The 17058-nt window shown below is 66.1% G+C and carries 13 protein-coding genes; 5 read left to right on the plus strand and 8 right to left on the minus strand.

Annotation, left to right across the window (positions count from 1 at the left end; all coding sequences use genetic code 11):
• The first annotated feature begins 31 nt into the window (after positions 1 to 31).
• Complete coding sequence (bchO, locus tag C0V75_RS10670; RefSeq protein WP_101921279.1) at positions 32 to 895, plus strand: alpha/beta fold hydrolase BchO; 864 nt, start codon at positions 32 to 34, stop codon at positions 893 to 895.
• Between the two features lie 45 nt (positions 896 to 940).
• Here the strand turns inward: bchO and idi are convergent, their stop codons facing one another.
• The 8 genes from idi to C0V75_RS10710 form a co-directional block, all read right to left on the minus strand.
• Positions 941 to 1504 (minus strand): isopentenyl-diphosphate Delta-isomerase, encoded by a 564-nt coding sequence (gene idi, locus C0V75_RS10675; protein ID WP_254216440.1) that lies wholly within the window; start codon positions 1502 to 1504, stop codon positions 941 to 943.
• Positions 1505 to 1508: 4 nt separating this feature from the next.
• Positions 1509 to 2690 carry a geranylgeranyl diphosphate reductase gene (locus C0V75_RS10680; RefSeq protein ID WP_101920931.1) on the minus strand — a complete coding sequence of 394 codons (1182 nt, stop codon included), beginning with the start codon at positions 2688 to 2690 and terminating at the stop codon, positions 1509 to 1511.
• Positions 2691 to 2693: 3 nt separating this feature from the next.
• On the minus strand, positions 2694 to 3980 hold the full coding sequence (locus C0V75_RS10685) for a BCD family MFS transporter (RefSeq protein WP_101920932.1): 1287 nt from the start codon (positions 3978 to 3980) through the stop codon (positions 2694 to 2696).
• On the minus strand, positions 3977 to 4876 hold the full coding sequence (chlG, locus tag C0V75_RS10690) for a chlorophyll synthase ChlG (protein WP_101920933.1): 900 nt from the start codon (positions 4874 to 4876) through the stop codon (positions 3977 to 3979). The genes C0V75_RS10685 and chlG overlap by 4 nt, the downstream gene beginning before the upstream one ends.
• Before the next feature lie 130 nt (positions 4877 to 5006).
• Positions 5007 to 5615, minus strand: a complete 609-nt coding sequence (gene bchJ, locus C0V75_RS10695) for a bacteriochlorophyll 4-vinyl reductase (protein ID WP_101920934.1) — start codon at positions 5613 to 5615, stop codon at positions 5007 to 5009.
• Between the two features lies 1 nt (position 5616).
• Positions 5617 to 7272 (minus strand): magnesium-protoporphyrin IX monomethyl ester anaerobic oxidative cyclase, encoded by a 1656-nt coding sequence (gene bchE, locus C0V75_RS10700; protein WP_101920935.1) that lies wholly within the window; start codon positions 7270 to 7272, stop codon positions 5617 to 5619.
• 196 nt (positions 7273 to 7468) lie between these two features.
• Entirely contained in the window at positions 7469 to 8860 is a 1392-nt protein-coding gene (gene ppsR, locus C0V75_RS10705) for a transcriptional regulator PpsR (RefSeq protein WP_101920936.1), read from the minus strand.
• A 71-nt stretch (positions 8861 to 8931) separates the two neighbouring features.
• The gene (locus C0V75_RS10710; RefSeq protein ID WP_101920937.1) at positions 8932 to 9723 is read right to left on the minus strand and encodes a B12-binding domain-containing protein; all 792 of its coding nucleotides are present in this window, start codon (positions 9721 to 9723) and stop codon (positions 8932 to 8934) included.
• 311 nt (positions 9724 to 10034) lie between these two features.
• On the opposite strand from C0V75_RS10710, the gene bchF reads away from it, so the two are divergent.
• From bchF to C0V75_RS10730, 4 genes are read left to right on the plus strand one after another with little or no spacing between them, the layout of a single operon-like run.
• The gene (bchF, locus tag C0V75_RS10715) at positions 10035 to 10556 is read left to right on the plus strand and encodes a 2-vinyl bacteriochlorophyllide hydratase (protein WP_101920938.1); all 522 of its coding nucleotides are present in this window, start codon (positions 10035 to 10037) and stop codon (positions 10554 to 10556) included.
• Positions 10553 to 11830, plus strand: a complete 1278-nt coding sequence (locus C0V75_RS10720) for a ferredoxin:protochlorophyllide reductase (ATP-dependent) subunit N (protein ID WP_101920939.1) — start codon at positions 10553 to 10555, stop codon at positions 11828 to 11830. Before bchF ends, C0V75_RS10720 begins: the two co-directional genes overlap by 4 nt.
• Positions 11827 to 13419, plus strand: a complete 1593-nt coding sequence (gene bchB / locus C0V75_RS10725; RefSeq protein WP_101920940.1) for a ferredoxin:protochlorophyllide reductase (ATP-dependent) subunit B — start codon at positions 11827 to 11829, stop codon at positions 13417 to 13419. Before C0V75_RS10720 ends, bchB begins: the two co-directional genes overlap by 4 nt.
• A complete protein-coding gene (locus C0V75_RS10730) occupies positions 13409 to 17002 on the plus strand; it encodes a magnesium chelatase subunit H (RefSeq protein ID WP_371410678.1) in 3594 nt (1197 codons plus the stop codon). Before bchB ends, C0V75_RS10730 begins: the two co-directional genes overlap by 11 nt.
• Positions 17003 to 17058: the final 56 nt, after the last annotated feature.

The following is a 17058-nucleotide window of genomic DNA, read 5'->3' on the forward strand; positions in this document are numbered from 1 at the left end:
CATGACCGCCCCCCGCAGGCCCTCGCCCAGCATGCCCCCGGACCGCATGCCGCCCGACTGGCCATTCCGCGATCAGACCCGCCGCGTCACCGCGCGCCCGCATGACTGGTGCGTCATCGACACGGGCGACGGCCCGCCTCTCCTCCTGCTGCATGGCGCGGGGGGCGCGGGCCACAGCTTCCGCAACCTCATCCCGCTCCTCTCACCGCATTACCGCGTCATCGTCCCCGATCTGCCGGGCCAGGGCTTCACCCGCTCCGGCGCGCGCAGCCGCTATGGCATCGACGCGATGGCCGAAGACATGGCCACGCTCTGCCAGACGCTGGACATCGCCCCCCATGCCATCATCGGCCATTCCGCCGGGGCGGCGCTCGCCCTGCGCCTTGCCCCGATCCTGGCACCGAAGGGCATCGTCGGCATCAATGCCGCCCTTGGCACCTTCGACGGCGCGGCGGGGGTGATGTTCCCCCTTCTCGCCCGCGTCCTCGCGGTCACCCCCTTCATCCCGCATGTGGTGGCAAAGCTCTGGGGAAACCCGGCAACCGTCGCCAAACTCCTCACCGCCACCGGCTCCCCGCTCGATGCCACGGGGCAGGCGCAATATCTGACACTGGTCCGCGACCCGGCCCATGTCGATGGCACGCTCGGCATGATGGCGCAATGGCGGCTGGAGGATCTGATGCGACAGCTTCCCACCATCGCCACGCCCACCCTGCTCATCGCCTCGGCAGGCGACCTCGCCGTCCCGGCCCGCATTTCGCGCGACGCGGCCCATCACATGCCCGCCGCCACCTATGTGGAACTGCCCGACCATGGCCATCTCGTCCATGAAGAGGCAGCCGAGGCCGTCGCCGCCCCCCTCCTGCCATTCCTCGCCGATCTGCGTCAGGACTGACCGTCCTGCCCCGCAAGCCCGTCGCGCCAGCCTCGCAAGGCGGGGTCAGCGCCCGGCGACCAGACTGCCGAAGATACGGTCCATATGGCCGTCCAGATAGATGCGCAGCCAGGGCGTGAACCGCTCCGGGTTCCGCAACACCTCTGCCGACAGGTCATACAGATCGACCCAGCGCACCGCCGCCACCTCTTCGGGATTGGGCACCACCGTCAGGCCAGGCCCGGCCTCGGCCACGAAGATATCCACCAGCTCATGCTCGACCATGCCGCCACCGACATCCGCGCGATACTCCACCCGGTCGGCAAAGGCGGGAAACAGCCCTTCGATCCCCAATTCCTCGCGCAACCGGCGCACTGCGCAGGCGGCGGGGTCCTCGTCCCAGCGCGGATGGGTGCAGCAGGTATTCGCCCAAAGCCCGGGCGTATGGTATTTCGTCAAGGCCCGCTGCTGGATCAGCACGCGCCGCCCCTGCATCACGAAGACGGACACGGCCTTGTGCCGCAGCCCCTTCAGATGCACCTCCATCTTGCCCACGGGCGCAAGACGCCCATCGACCCAGGCGGGAATGTTCTCTTCAAGGGCCGAAGCCGTGGGGGCCAGCATCGCCATGACCTCAGGTCCAGACCGGCGAGACGAGCCGCAACAGATGCGCCATGTTCTTGATCCCGATCTTCACATGGGCCATGGGCCGCGCCTTCACCAGCTTCTTGTTCATATAGGCCTCGAAGGTCAGCTTCTGCACATCCACATCATGGCAGAGGCTGACAAACCTCTCGCGCCGCTCGTCGCTGCGATAATAGGCATCCTGCATCGACCGCAAGACCCGGAATACCGTCCCATGCTCCCGCATGAACAGTTTCCGCGCGATCCGCAGGTCCGACGCCTTGCCCGAGGCCAGCACCGCCTGCGCCGCCGTGGCGGCCACCCGCCCCCCGGCCATCGCATAGAAGATGCCCTCGCCCGAGGATGGCGCCACCACCCCCGCCGCATCCCCCGCCAGCACCACATCCCGCCCATTGTCCCAGCGGTCCAGGGGCTTCAGCGGGATCGGCGCGCCCTCCTTCCGGATCGTCTCGCATTCCGTCAGACCCGAGGCCGCGCGCAGATCCGCCGTGGCCTTCTTCAGGTCCACGCCATCAAGGCCGGTGCCCATGCCCACACTCGCCTGCCCGCCATGCGGAAAGACCCAGCCATAGAAATCGGGGCTGATCCGCCCGTCATAGATCACGTCGCAGCGGTCGGGGTCATAGTCGGGCGAAGGTTCGGGCGCCTTGATGATCTCGTGATAGGCGATGACATAGGGGATCGTGCTCCCGCCCGGCACCTCTGCCCGCGCCACCACCGACCGCGCGCCATCCGCCCCGATCACGATCTTCGTCGCCGACCGCCGCTCCTCGCCCGTGGCCTTGTCGCGCCAGATGACATGGGTGCCGCCCGCGTCCCGCTCCACCCGCAGGAAGGTGCCGGTCAGCCGCTCTGCCCCCGCCTTGCCCGCCCGGACGCGCAGGTATTCGTCGAAATGCTCGCGGTCCACCATGCCCACGTAACCATTCTCGATCGGGATATCGACCATCCGCCCCGTGGGCGAAATCATCCGCGCCGTGGTGATCTTGGCCACGATCTGCGCATCGTCGATCTCGAAATCCTTGATCGCCCGCGGCGGGATCGCCCCGCCGCAAGGCTTGATCCGCCCCGCCCGGTCCAGCAGCGCCACGCTCTTCCCGGCCCGCGCCAGATCCTCGGCCGCCGTCGCGCCCGAAGGCCCGCCACCCACCACGAAGACATCATATCCCATGGGTCACTCCCCCGGTATCAGTTGCGCATCGGGCAGGCGCTGACCGCCCCGCCCTTCGATCACCCGCAGCGCGATCAGCGCCGCGATCACAAACAAACCCGCTTCGGCCAGAAAGACCGCGCCAAAGGCATCCTGAACCGGCATCACCAAGCGCAGCGCATCCGCCGCAGCCGCACCGACCAGCCCGCCGAACCCCGCCGCCAAAGCCTGCGCCGCGCCCCAAAGGCCCATGCGCGTGCCTTCCCGCGCATCCCGCCCCTGCCCGGCCAAAGCCATCATCGACCCGATGGCCGCCACAGCGAACATCCCGTTGAAAAAGCCCAGGGCCACCACCGCGGGCACCAGCGCGCCCCCCGTCTGCCCAAGGCCCGCCACCGCGATCAGGGACAGCGCCGATCCGACGCAGCCCCCCGTCACCCACATCCGCAACGTGCCAAGCCGCAGCCCCGTCGCCGCGATCCCCACCAGCAGCATGCCCACGAACACGCCGCCATTCTGCGCGCCCGAAAGCTGCGTGCTCTCCCCCGGCGCGAAACCGAAGACCAGCCCCGCATAGGGCTCAAGGATCAGTTCCTGCATGAAATAGGCGGTCATCGACAGGAAGATGAACAGGGTAAAGACCCGCGCCTTCCGCTCGGCCCAGACCTCGGCCATCCCCTCCCGGAAGGGCAGCGTCTCTGCCGCCCGCTCCGCCACCACGCGCCGCTCGATCCCCCAGACGGCCAGCACCGTCAGGATCACCGCGCCGAGGGTCACCACGCCCACGATCTCCAACAGCAGCGCAGGCGTATAGGGGTCCAGCAGCGCGCCCACCGTCCCCGCCGTCACCGCGATGCCAAGGATCATCATCAGCCAGGTGATCGTCGCCGCCGCCGCCCGCCGCCGCGGCTCCGTCGCCGTCGCCAGCAGCGCCAAGAGCGACGTCCCCGACGCCCCGACCCCCACCCCGATCAGCGCATAAGCGACAACCGAAAGCGCCAGACCAAGGGCAAAGCCCGCCGGGAACAGCACCACCGCCACCGCCGCCAGAAAGGCCCCAAGCGACAGCGCCGCCATCCCCCCGATGATGAAGGTCGTCCGGTTCCCCCTGGTGTCCGATCGGAACCCCCAATTGGGCCGCGTGATCTGTATCCCGTAATGCAAGGCCACCAGCAGCCCCGGCAGCACCGCCGGCAGCGCCAGTTCCACCACCATCAGCCGGTTCAGCGTCGATGTGGTCAGCACCACCACCGCGCCCAGACACATCTGCACCAGTCCCAGCCGGGTGATCTGGAACCAGCCCAGCTTCATGCCAGCCCCCGCAGCGCAAAGGCCGAAATCATCATGCCGGTGACATAGAGCACCACGCCCGTCCCGTTATACCAGGGCGCCTTGCCCTTCGGATCACGGAACAGCACCCGCATCGCGGCGACCTGCACCACCAGCACCGCCAGCACGCCAGCCGCATGCAAGGGCTTGCCCCACAGGACCAGCAGCGGGATCACCAGCGCCTGCGCCATGCCCATCACCGTGCAGGCGATCTTGGCCGCGACCTCCGGCCCCAGCACCACAGGCAGCGACCGCACGCCGTGCTGCCGATCCCCCTCCAGCGCCTTGAAATCATTCAGCGTCATGATCCCATGCGCACCAAAGGCATAAAGGCCCGCGATCACCACGACCTCGAACCGCGGCGCCGCCTGCAACAGGACTGCCGCCCCGGTGAACCAGGGCAGCCCCTCATAGGACAGCCCCACCAGCCCCGGCCCCCACCAGCCCGACCGCTTCAGCCGCACCGGCTCCGCGCTATAGGCCCAGGCCGCCACGACACCCGCCACCGTCGCCCAGAACCCCCAGGTCCCCAACAGCGACCCGACCCAAAGCGACAGCACGGTCATCGCCAAGGCGATATACAGCCCCCAGCGCCCCGGTATCCGCCCCGACGGGATCGGGCGATCCGGCTCGTTCACCGCATCCACATGCCGGTCGCACCAGTCATTCGCGGCTTGCGACATCCCGCAGACGATCGGCCCCGCCAGAACCATGCCCAGAAGGACCATCCCCCAATTGCCCGCCAGCGGCACCCCGGCCGAGACGGACCCGCAGAGATAGGCCCAGATCGGCGGAAACCATGTGATCGGCTTGATCAGCCGCAGCATGGCGCGCGGTTCGGGAAGGCGACGAGGCTGTATGGAAATGCTGACAGTCATGCGTCAACTACATAGTACATTGAAGAGTCGGGCAAGTGTCCTGACGCCGCATGTGTCAACTTTTTCTGACACACGCCCTTCATCTTGGCCCAAATACTCAAAATCCTCCGCCCGCCATCCCGCGCGAGCGTCAGGCATGGGGCAGCACTTCAAAGCGGCACAGCCCGTCCCCCGCCGCCACGCAGGCCACCTCCCGCACCACGCATCCTTTCCAGACCAGCCGCGCGAACAGCCGCTCGAACACCGCCGCATGCCAGTGGCAGGCGGCATGATCCGCCCGCAGCCCCGCCGCCAGCGGATTGCCCGCCACCTCGAAGGTCAGCGGCGTCCACCCCGCGATGCGGAACGCCCCCGACCCTGCAAAGGTCCAGCTATGCCGCGCAATCGCCCCCGCCAGAAGCCGCGCCCCCAAAGGCGCGGGCAGCGCCCGGATCACCCATTGCGCCCCCCTCGGGATACGATGCTTCAGGATGTAACTCCCCGTCGCCAGCCCCGCGAGGCGCAACAGCCCCTCCGCCCGCTCCGGCACCGCCATGCGCAGCGCCAGATGCACCGCCGCGGCGTCACCCTCGGGGATCATGCCCAGCGCCGGGTCTGGCACCGCCACCACCGCCGCCGCCATCACCTGATCGCGGAAGGCCCGCCCCTCCACCCGGTCCAGAACGGCCACCAGTTGCGTGATCGCATTCGGCCCGATCCGCGCCTCGGCCGCCGCGACCGGGGCAAAGCCGCCGTCCACCTCACGCCTCCTCGTCCATCTGCTCCTTGCCGCCACCGCAGGCCGCAACCTCGGGCATCTTGAAGGCCCGCCGCTCTTCCGCACGCTCGGCCATCTGCGCCTTCACCGCCGCCCGCCGCTCCGCCGCCTTGGCCGCCCTGTCCGCAGACGCCTCCCAATCCGCCATCTGGGCATCCGCAATGGTCCGCGTCTCGTCGAAATGGAAATCCACCTTCCCCTTGGTCTGCGGCCCCCAATAGCCCGCCTTGCCAAGGTCATAGAAGGTCCGCCCCACCCCGGCCTTCAGAAACGCCTTCAGGCAACCCAGCAAATAGCGCCGCCGGAACCCCGTCCCCCGCCACGGATAATGGAACAGCGCCTTCCGCATGTAGAAGCGGCGGTAATTCTTCATCACCCCGTCCAGCAATTCCCCCCGCGTCAGCGCGGCAGGCTTCATGATCGGCGTGACGAAATTGTATTTCGAGAAGTCGAAGACCTCCACCTGATCCCGGATTTCCTGAAACAGCGGGGTAAAGGGCCAGGGCGTGTACATCGACCAATTGGCAAGGTCCGGCTGCCAATCCCAGGCCATCTGGAAGGTTTCCTCCAGCGTCTCCTTCGTCTCGTTGTCCAGCCCCACGATGAACTGCGCCTCGACGAAGATATCCGCCTCGCGAAGCAGGCGGATCGCCTCCTTGTTCTCGGCGACCGTGGTCTCCTTGTTGAACATGTCCAGCTTCAACTGCGCCGCCGCCTCGGTGCCAAGCGACACATGCACCAGCCCCGCCTCGCGGTAGAACTTCAACAGGTCCCGGTCGCGGTAGATATCCGTCACCCGCGTATTGATCCCCCAGGTCACCCGCTTGTTCAGCCCCCGGTCGATCAGCTCCTGACAGAATTCCACGAATTTCTTCTTGTTGATGGTGGGCTCCTCATCGGCAAGGATGAAGAACCCCACCCCGTGATCCGTCACCAGCCGCTCGATCTCATCCGCCACCTTCTTCGGATCGCGCACCCGGTAATCCCGCCAGAACTTCCATTGCGAACAGAAGGAACAGGTGAAGGGGCAGCCCCGCGCCATGTTCGGGATCGCGACCTTCACCCCCAGCGGCACATAGATGTATTTCGACCAGTCAAGGATCGACCAATCCGGGTCAATCGCATCCAGATCCTTCACCGTGCTCGCCGCCTGCGTCGCGACGATCTCTTCCCCATCCCGGAAGGCCAGCCCCTTGATCCTGCGCCGATCCGCAGGCCAGCGCCCATCCCGCACCGCCTCCATCAGGTTGACAAGGATTTCCTCCCCCTCCCCCCGCACGATCACATCCACCCAGGGCGCCTCTTCCAGCACCTGCCGGAACATGAAAGTGGCATGGATGCCGCCCAGCACGCGCAGCGCCGAAGGCACCACCTCCTCGGCAATCTTCAGCACGCCCTCCGCCTCATAGATCGCGGGCGTGATCGCCGTGACGCCCACCACATCCGGGCGCAACTCCGCGAACCGAGCGCGCAACTCCTCCGGCCCGATGTGATGCGTCATCGCGTCGATGAAATGAATGTCCTGAAACCCCGCCCGCCGCAGATGGCCGGTCAGATAGGCCACCCAGGCCGGCGGCCAGTTGCCCGCGATCTCGGCCCCGCCGGAATGATAGTTCGGATGGACGAAAACGATCCGCATCTTGGCCTCCGCATCACTGTCAATTCAAGTTGACAGTTTTTGCGCGCGCGGCCTTGACACAGGTCAAATCCAACCGAAAACAAAGGGAAGAAAATGACAGCGAACGCCGATCAGGAGGGGGGGAACGATGCAAGGAAAACAAGGCCGCAGCCCCGCCATCTCAGCGATCTCTGCCTTCCCGTGGCGGGAAACGGCCCTATTCGCCGTCCTTGTTCAAAAGCCCGTATTTGCGCAGCTTCACATACAGCGACTGCCGCGACAGGCTCAGCATCTCGGCCGCCGCAACGCGGTTGTTCCGCGTCAGTTCCAGCGCCGTCTCGATGCACATCTTCTCGATCACATCGGTGGTTTCCGCCACGATGTCCTTCAGGGTGCTGGACCCGACCAGTTCCATCACATTGCGCACCCCGTCATCGGGCTGCCCGATCGGGCGGCGCAGCGTATCGGCCCGGCTCGCATCCCGCACCACAAGCGCAAGGATCGGATTGGGCCGGTCATTCAGCCAGGTCGCGGAAATCTCCACCGCGATCTGCCCCATGAAATCGGTCGTCAGCCGCGTCGCATAAAGCCGCAACTGCCCCGTGCGCTTCACATTGTCCAACAGCACCCGCAGGTCCACCGCCCCGCGCGCCAGGAAATCGGTCAGCGACCGCCCGCGCACCGCCGCGATATTCGCGGTATCCGTCAGGTTCAGGAAGGCTTCGTTCGCGGCGCGGATATTGCCGTCGCCATCGGCAAAGACGATGCCATCAACCCCCTCGTGATAGAGCCGCGCCAGACTGTCGCCCAGCTCATCCGTCGCGGCCATCCCGGCCTCGGAGGTGTCGATCTGGCACAGCAGCACGCGCTCACCGGCAGCGCGGAACACGGTCGGGGTGATGAAAACCCGCTTCTGTGACCGCTTCGCCGTCAATTCGATGGGGGCCGAACTTTCGGCAACCGCCATATTGGCCAGGCTTTCCAGGAACTCGCCGCGCCGCCGCCCCTCGAATTCCTGCGCCACCGCCACGCCGATCAGATCGGCCCGCTGCCCGCCCAGAAGCTGCGCCGCAGCCGGGTTGATATCCGTGATCCGCCCCGAAGACATCGACACAATCAGAACCGGATCGCGCATCACCTCCATGACCACGCGATAGCGCGTGTCCATCTCGCGCTGCGTCTCATAATCCCGTTCCAGCGCAAGCTGCGCCTGAACAAGCTGCTGCTGCACTTCCGCAATCGGCCGCAGATCGCGGCCAAGCATCAGGATCGAGTCGTCCGATCCGATCCGGTGCAGCGAATAGCGGACCGGAAACTCCCAATTGGACTGGTCGGAATGGTTCAACTCGACCGCGATATTCCCATGCCGCGCACCATTCATGCCGGTGATCCGCGCATCCAGCTTCTTCAGGCTCTCGGGCGCCAGCACATCCTTCAGATGCGCCCCCTCCCAATCCGTCAACTGGCCAAAGCTGCGGTGATGCGGGTTTACAAGGACCGAAATGATCCGTCGCGCAGGCGACACCAGAAGGGCAATGTCGGATGCCGTCGCAATGATCTCACTCAAGAGATCCGGCGCGATCAGCGGCAACTTCCCGCCATTCAGCAAATGTCTTCCGTCGGTCGTCACACTCTTTCCGATCCTCGGCCGCTTTTGGCTTTCGCGACCTCGAAAAAGGGTTAACTCGTTTCCAGTTCCGGCAACATTCCTGACATCACGCCCATCCCTTCCAGGGCAAGCACAATGTCATTCGTCACCACATCGGCACCGGTCAACCGCATTACGTTTTCATCAGCCCCGGCCAAAGCACCGCCGATGGCCACCCTCAGACCGCCATTACTTGCTTCCTTAAGCGTTTTCACAAGTTTCCGGCAAGTTTCAAGCCTGTCTTCGCAGGCGATAGAGATAAGCGCACCATCAAATGCGCGTTCGGCAACATAGTCGGCAAGTTCCGGCAGTTTCGGCGCGATCTGAACCGAAACCGAAATTCCCATCCGTCGCAGCCGCCCGGCAAGAACCATGGCCCCCAGCGTGTGCTGCTCGCCCTGCGGCAGGATCAGAAGCAGGGTCGTTGTGTCGGCCGGCTCGGCCATATCCGCAGACCAGTTGCTGCCGATCTCGCGCAACACGGCCTGAAGCCGCGCCACGCCCATGGTCACCTGCGCAAAGCTCAGGCTGTCCGTTTCCCAGGCCAGGCCCAGACGCCGCGCCGCCTCGGGAATGTACTGATCCGCCAGCATGGCCGCAGATACGCGCGCGCGACGCAGTTCAGGCTTCAGTTCCTCGAAAACCAGCGGGTCCAGCGACGACACCGCCGCCACGAACCTGCTCAGCAACTCCTCCCGCACTCCAGAGCCATCGGCAGCCTCCCGTGCGACGAGACGCGCCACGACCTCGGCGGCAAAGCGCGAAACACCGCCCTGCGAGCCTTCGGCCAAATGTGCCGACCCCAGATGAACTTCATGCTGCATTTCCGGCTCCTGAACCGGCGGACACCACGCATCAGTCATGCGGATGGCGTCCGGACGGCTCCTCCCAACTGTCCCCCTTTGGTTTTAGATTGTCAAAACAAATTGACACCCCCAGCCCAAAGAAAAAAATCCTCCGCCGGAAAAGACCGGAAATCATTCAACAAATACTCGCTTTTGCTGCCTTTTTTGGCATGAAACCCGAAAGCCGCATCGACTCGGCAAGGCAGGCGATGTATGTAAGTTTTAGTTGACACTTCGACCCTCCACGCTAACCTTTCACAGCGAGGAGACGAAAGGAGCGGCGTCTACCGATGCACCCCGGAACAGCCAGAACACCGCGCAAGCGGCTCTACACGGAAGAAGAACGCGCCCGGCGCGATGCCACCCGCTGGACCCTCGTCCAGGGCCTCCTGGCACCTGCCCAGTTCGTCGCCTTCGCCGTCTCCGTCGTGCTGGTGGTCCGCTTCCTGATGACGGGTGACGGCTACACCGCCGCCACCGTCTCGATCATCGTCAAGACCGGCTTTCTCTACGTTATCATGGTGACCGGCGCGATCTGGGAGAAAGTCGTTTTCGGCCAGTACCTTTTCGCCCCCGCCTTCTTCTGGGAAGACGTCTTCTCCTTCGCCGTCATCGCGCTCCACACCGCCTATCTCTGGGCGCTCTGGACCGGCGCGCTGACCCCCACGGAACTGATGCTCCTCGCCCTCGCCGCCTATGCCACCTACGTCATCAACGCGGGCCAGTTCCTCTGGAAACTGCGCATGGCGCGGCTGGATGCCGAGGCCGAGGCGATCGAGGAAAACCGCACCATGGCCGAGGTGGTCGCATGAGCCTCGATCTCCCCTCCACCGGCTGCCGCTCCACCCCCGTCCTCAAGGAACGCGGACAGCGCGAGGTCTTCTGCGGCCTGACGGGAATCATCTGGCTGCACCGCAAGATGCAGGATGCCTTCTTCCTCGTGGTGGGCAGCCGCACCTGCGCGCACCTCCTGCAAGCCGCCGCCGGCGTGATGATCTTCGCCGAACCCCGCTTCGGTACCGCGATCCTCGAAGAAAAGGATCTCGCCGGTCTCGCTGACGCCAATGCCGAACTTGACCGCGAAGTGGCCCGCCTCCTCGCTCGCCGCCCCGACATCAAGCAGCTCTTCCTCGTCGGCTCCTGCCCGTCCGAGGTCATCAAGCTCGATCTCGCCCGCGCCGCCGAACGGCTGTCCTCCGTCCATTCGCCCCATGTCCGCGTTTACAACTATTCCGGCTCCGGCATCGAGACGACCTTCACCCAGGGTGAAGATGCCTGCCTCGCGGCCATGGTCCCCACCCTGCCCGCCAGCACGGCGCGCGAACTCCTGATCGTGGGCGCCATGCCCGATGTGGTGGAAGACCAGTGCCTCTCGCTCCTGACGGCCATGGGCATCGGCCCTGTCCGTATGCTGCCCGCCCGCCGCGCGGGCGACCTGCCCGCCGTCGGTGCAAACACCGTCTTCGCCCTCGTCCAACCCTTCCTCGGCGACACCCATGCCGCCCTCACCCGGCGCGGCGCGCGGCACCTCGCCGCCCCCTTCCCCTTCGGCGAGGAAGGCACCACCGCCTGGCTGCGCGCCATCGCCGATGAATTCGGCGTGTCGCGCGACCTCTTCGAACAGGTCACCGCCGCCCCCCGTGCCCGCGCGCTCAAGGCCATCGCCACCCAGTCGCAGGAACTTCGCGGCAAGTCGGTCTTCTTCTTCCCCGACAGCCAGTTGGAAATTCCCCTCGCCCGCTTCCTCACCCGCGAATGCGGCATGACGGCGATCGAGGTCGGCACCCCCTACCTGCACGAAGGCCTCGTCGGCCCCGACCTCGACCTTTTGCCGCAAGGCCCGGTCATCTCCGAAGGTCAGGATGTCGAAAAGCAGCTTGACCGTCAGCGGGCCGCCCGGCCCGACCTGACGGTCTGCGGCCTCGGCCTCGCCAACCCGCTGGAGGCTGAAGGCTTCTCCACCAAATGGGCCATCGAACTGGTTTTCACGCCGGTCCATTTCTACGAACAGGCCGGTGATCTGGCGGGGCTCTTCTCGCGCCCCCTGCGCCGCCGCGCCCTCCTGAACAAGGAGGCCGCCGAATGAAACTCACCCTCTGGACCTATGAAGGCCCGCCCCATGTGGGGGCCATGCGCGTGGCGACCGGCATGAAGGGGCTGCATTACGTGCTGCACGCCCCGCAAGGCGACACCTATGCCGACCTCCTGTTCACCATGATCGAACGCAGGAACCACCGCCCGCCGGTCACCTTCACCACCTTCCAGGCCCGCGACCTCGGCGGCGACACGGCGAACCTCTTCAAGGATTCGGCCCGCGACGCCTATGCCCGCTTCCAGCCGCAGGCGATGATCGTTGGCGCCTCCTGCACCGCCGAACTGATCCAGGACGATCCGGGCGGTCTGGCCGAGGCGCTGGGTCTGCCCATCCCGGTGATCCCGCTGGACCTGCCCTCCTACCAGCGGAAAGAGAATTTCGGCGCGGACGAAACCTTCTTCCAGATCGTCAAGGCCCTGGCCAAACCGATGCCCCGGACGGATGCCATTACCTGCAACCTCCTCGGCGCAACCGCGCTCGGCTTCCGCCACCGCGACGACGTGGCCGAGGTGACAAGGCTACTGGGTCTGATGGGCATCGCCGTCAACGTCGCCGCCCCGATGGGGTCCACCCCGGCCGATATCGCCCGCATGGGTCAGGCGCATTTCAACGTCCTGCTCTATCCCGAAACCGGCGAAACCGCCGCCCGCCACCTCGAACGCGCCTGCGGCCAGCCCTATACCAAGGTCGTTCCCATCGGCGTCGGCGCGACGCGCGATTTCCTGCATGAAGTCAGCGGGATAACGGGCATATCTGCGAAAGTGGATGAATCCGGCCTGCGCCTGCCCTGGTGGTCGGCCAGCGTGGATTCGACCTACCTCACCGGCAAGCGCGTCTATATCTTCGGCGACGCCACCCATGTCATGGCCGCCGCCCGCATCGCCGCCACCGAGATCGGCTTCGAAGTGGTCGGCATGGGCTGCTTCAACCGCGAATTCGCCCGTCCCCTGCGCGCCGCCGCCAAGGCCTATGGCGTCGAACCCCTCATCACCGACGACTATCTGGAGGTGGAGGCCGAAATCGCCCGCCTGCAACCCGAACTTATCCTCGGCACGCAGATGGAACGCCATATCGGCAAGCGTCTGGGCATCCCCTGCGCCGTCATCTCCTCCCCCGTCCATGTGCAGGACTTCCCCGCCCGCTACAGCCCCCAGATGGGCTTCGAAGGCGCGAATGTGATCTTCGACACCTGGATCCATCCGCTCGTCATGGGGCTGGAAGAACACCTTCTGACCATGTTCCGCGAAGATTTCGAATTCCACGACGATGCCGGCGCCAGCCATCACGGGGCAAAGGCCGTCTCGCGGGTGGAAGCCGAGGAACTGGGGGTTTCACACCCCCAGACCCCCGTGGGATATTTGAAAACAGATGAAGACATGGGCGAGGCGAGGGAAATCCCCGTCGTTACGCCCTCGGGCGAGGTGGTCTGGCTCCCCGATGCCGAACGCGAATTGAAGAAGATCCCCTTCTTCGTGCGCGGCAAGGCCAAGCGCAACACCGAGAAATACGCCGCCGACCGGGGCGTGACCAGGATCAGCGTCGGCACCCTTTACGAAGCCAAGGCCCATTATGCGCGATGATCGCTACACATCGCCGGACTTGATGCCCGTCCCCGCCAGGGGCGACGGCACCTATCGCTTCGTCATCGTCACGCTGGACGCCCATGCCGCAGGCCCCGCCGCCCGCGTGGCCCCGGCGCTGGTCAAGGATTTCCCCGGCATCGAGGTCTCGATCCACGCCGCCGCCGAATGGGCCGAAAACCCCGCCGCCCTCGCCCGTGCCAAGGCCGCGATCCGCGCCGCCGACATCGTGGTGGCGAACCTGCTCTTCATCGAAGAACACATCACCGCCGTCATCGAAGACCTGCGTGCCGTGCGCGACGGGCTCGATGCCTTCGTCGGCGTCATCGCCGATCCGCAGATCGTCAAGATGACGAAGATGGGCGATCTCGACATGGCCAAGCCCGCCTCGGCGGCCATGCAACTGCTCAAGAAACTCCGCGGCTCCGGCGCGCCTTCGGGATCGTCCGGCGAAAAGCAGATGAAGATGCTGCGCCGCCTGCCCAAGATCCTCCGCTTCCTGCCCGGCAAGGCGCAGGACCTGCGCGCCTGGTTCCTGTCCATGCAATACTGGCTGGGCGGGTCCGACGACAACATCGAAGAGATGATCCGCTACCTCGTCTCGCGCTACTCGGCCAACCGCAAATGGAACGCGGTTTCGGCCAAACCCCCGGTCGATTATCCGGATGTGGGCCTCTACCACCCGGATATTCCTGCGCGCATCACCACGAACCCGGCGGACCTCCCCCGCCCCGTGGGAGCGGTCTCGACCGTGGGGCTCCTCATGCTCCGCTCCTATGTCCTCGCCTCCGATACCGCCCATTACGACGCGGTGATCCGGGCCTTCGAGGCGAAGGGCATCGCCGTCCTGCCCGCCTTCGCCGGCGGTCTCGACGGCCGCCCCGCGATCGAGTCCTTCTTCAAGGGCCGGACCGATGCCATGGTCTCGCTCACCGGCTTCTCCCTCGTCGGCGGCCCCGCCTATAACGACAGCCCCGCCGCCGTCGCGGCGCTGGAGGCACTCGACGTCCCCTACATCGCCGCCCATCCGCTGGAATTCCAGACGCTCGGCCAATGGGGCGCCTCGGGCGGCGGCCTCGGCCCGGTCGAAACCACCATGCTCATCGCGCTGCCCGAGATTGACGGCGCGACCAATCCCACCGTCTTCGCCGGCCGCCACGATCTGAACGGCTGCGCGGGCTGTTTCAAGAAATGCCGCCCCGCCAGCGAAGAGGCCATCGCCACCCGCGCCATGGCCCCCTGCTTTGAACGGATCGAGGCGCTGGCCGACAAGACCGCCCGCCTCGCCGCCCTGCGCCGGTCGCAAGTGGCAGAGCGCAAGGTCGCCGTCGTCCTCTACGGTTTCCCGCCGAATGCGGGCGCCGCAGGCACCGCCGCCTATCTCGGCGTCTTCGAAAGCCTGTTCAACACGCTGCACGCCATGGCCGCCGAAGGCTATGACCTCACGCCCCCCGCCTCGCTGGATGACCTGCGCGAGGCAGTCATGGGCGGCTCGGCCCGGATCTATGGCCAACCGGCCAATGTCCACACCATCATCCCCGCCGCCGAAGTCGTGGCCAAAACCCGCTGGCTCTCGGATGTCGAGCGCGTCTGGGGCCCCGCCCCCGGCCGCCTGCAAACCGACGGGCGCGGAGTCATGGTCCTTGGCGCGCAATTCGGCAAGGTCTTCATCGGCCTCCAGCCCGTCTTTGGCTATGAGGGCGATCCGATGCGCCTTCTCTTCGAAAAGGGCTTCGCGCCGACCCATGCGATGATGACCTTCTACCGCTGGCTGCGCGACGATTTCGGCGCGGATGTCCTGCTGCATTTCGGCATGCATGGCGCGCTGGAATTCCTGCCGGGCAAGCAGGCGGGCGTGTCCGAAACCTGCTGGCCCGACCGCCTGATCGGCAACATGCCGAATGTCTATCTCTACGCCTCCAACAACCCGTCCGAGGCGACGCTGGCCAAGCGCCGCTCCAACGCGGTGACGATCACCCACCTGACCCCGCCCCTCGCCCAGTCGGGTCTCTACAAGGGGTTGCAGGACCTGAAGGATTCCCTCTCCCGCTGGCGCGCGGCGGCAGATGACGCGCCGGATCGCGCGGACCTGTGGGAACTGATCGTCGAACAGGCCCGCGCCGTGGACCTTGATCCGACGGACCCCGCGCAACTCTGGGTGAAACTCCTCGAAACCGAAGGCGCGCTGATCCCCGATGGCCTCCACGTCCTTGGCCGCCCGATGGGGCCGCAGGAACGGCGCGACTATATCGACCTGATCGGTGCCACCGGGGCCGAGGCCGAGGCGCTGGATGCCAAACTCCAGGCCCAGACCGAGATTCCCGCCATCCTCCGCGCCCTGGGCGGCCATTTCACCAGCCCCGTGCCGGGCGGCGATCTGATCCGGTCCACCGACATCCTGCCTACGGGCCGCAACATCCATGCCTTCGACCCGTTCCGCATGCCCACCGCCTTCGCCCTGAAGGACGGGATGCAACAGGCCCAGCGCCTGCTCGACACTCACCCGAACCTGCCGCGCACCGTGGCCCTCGTCCTCTGGGGATCGGACAACATCAAATCCGACGGCGGCCCGCTCTCCCAGGCCCTCGCCCTGATGGGGGCAAAGCCCCGCTTCGATCATTACGGCCGCCTCTGCGGTGCCGACCTCATCCCGCTGGCCGAACTCGGCCGCCCCCGCATCGACGTGGTGATGACGCTGTCCGGCATCTTCCGCGACCTTCTTCCCCTGCAAACCCGGATGCTGGCCGAAGCCGCCTGGAAGGCCGCCATGGCCGAGGAACCGCTTGCCCAGAACTTCATCCGCGCCCATGCGCTGGCCTATGCCGAAGAGATGGGCGTGGACATGGAAACCGCCGCGCTACGCGTCTTTTCCAATGCCGAAGGGGCCTATGGGTCCAACGTCGACATCATGGTCGGCTCGTCGGCCTTCGGCGAGGAAGACGAACTGGCCGACGCCTATGAGAACCGCAAATCCTTTGCCTATGGTCGCAACGGCAAGCCCGTCCAGAACGCGGCGCTCCTGCAAAAGACGCTCAAGGATGTGGACCTCGCCTATCAGAACCTCGAATCTGTCGAACTGGGCGTCACCACGGTTGACCAGTATTTCGACACGCTGGGCGGCATCGCCCGCGCCGTGAAGCGCGCACGCGGCGGGCAGGAAACCCCCATCTATATCGGCGACCAGACGCGCGGCGGCGGCACCGTCCGCACGCTGAAGGATCAGATCGCGCTGGAAACCCGGTCGCGCAGTCTGAACCCCAAGTATTTCGAAGGCCTCCTGCGCCACGGTGCCGAAGGCGTGCGCCAGATCGAGGCGCAGGTATCGAACACCTTCGGCTGGTCCGCCACCACCGCGCAGGTGGACCCCTGGGTCTATCAGCGCCTGTCGGAAACCTTCGTGCTGGACGAGGCGATGCGCCGCCGCCTGGCCGCCCTCAACCCCGAAGCCTCCTCCCGCATGGCCCAGCGCCTGCTCGAGGCCTCGGATCGCAACTACTGGCAACCCGATGCCGAAACGCTCGCCGCCCTGCAACGCGCGGCCGACGAGCTTGAGGATCGACTGGAAGGGATCGCGGCGGAATGACCCAGACGCGCACCCAGACCAATCGTCGGACCGGGGGCCTGCCCCCGGACCCCCGG

This window comes from Tabrizicola sp. TH137 (assembly GCF_002855575.1).
Classification (GTDB): domain Bacteria; phylum Pseudomonadota; class Alphaproteobacteria; order Rhodobacterales; family Rhodobacteraceae; genus Paragemmobacter.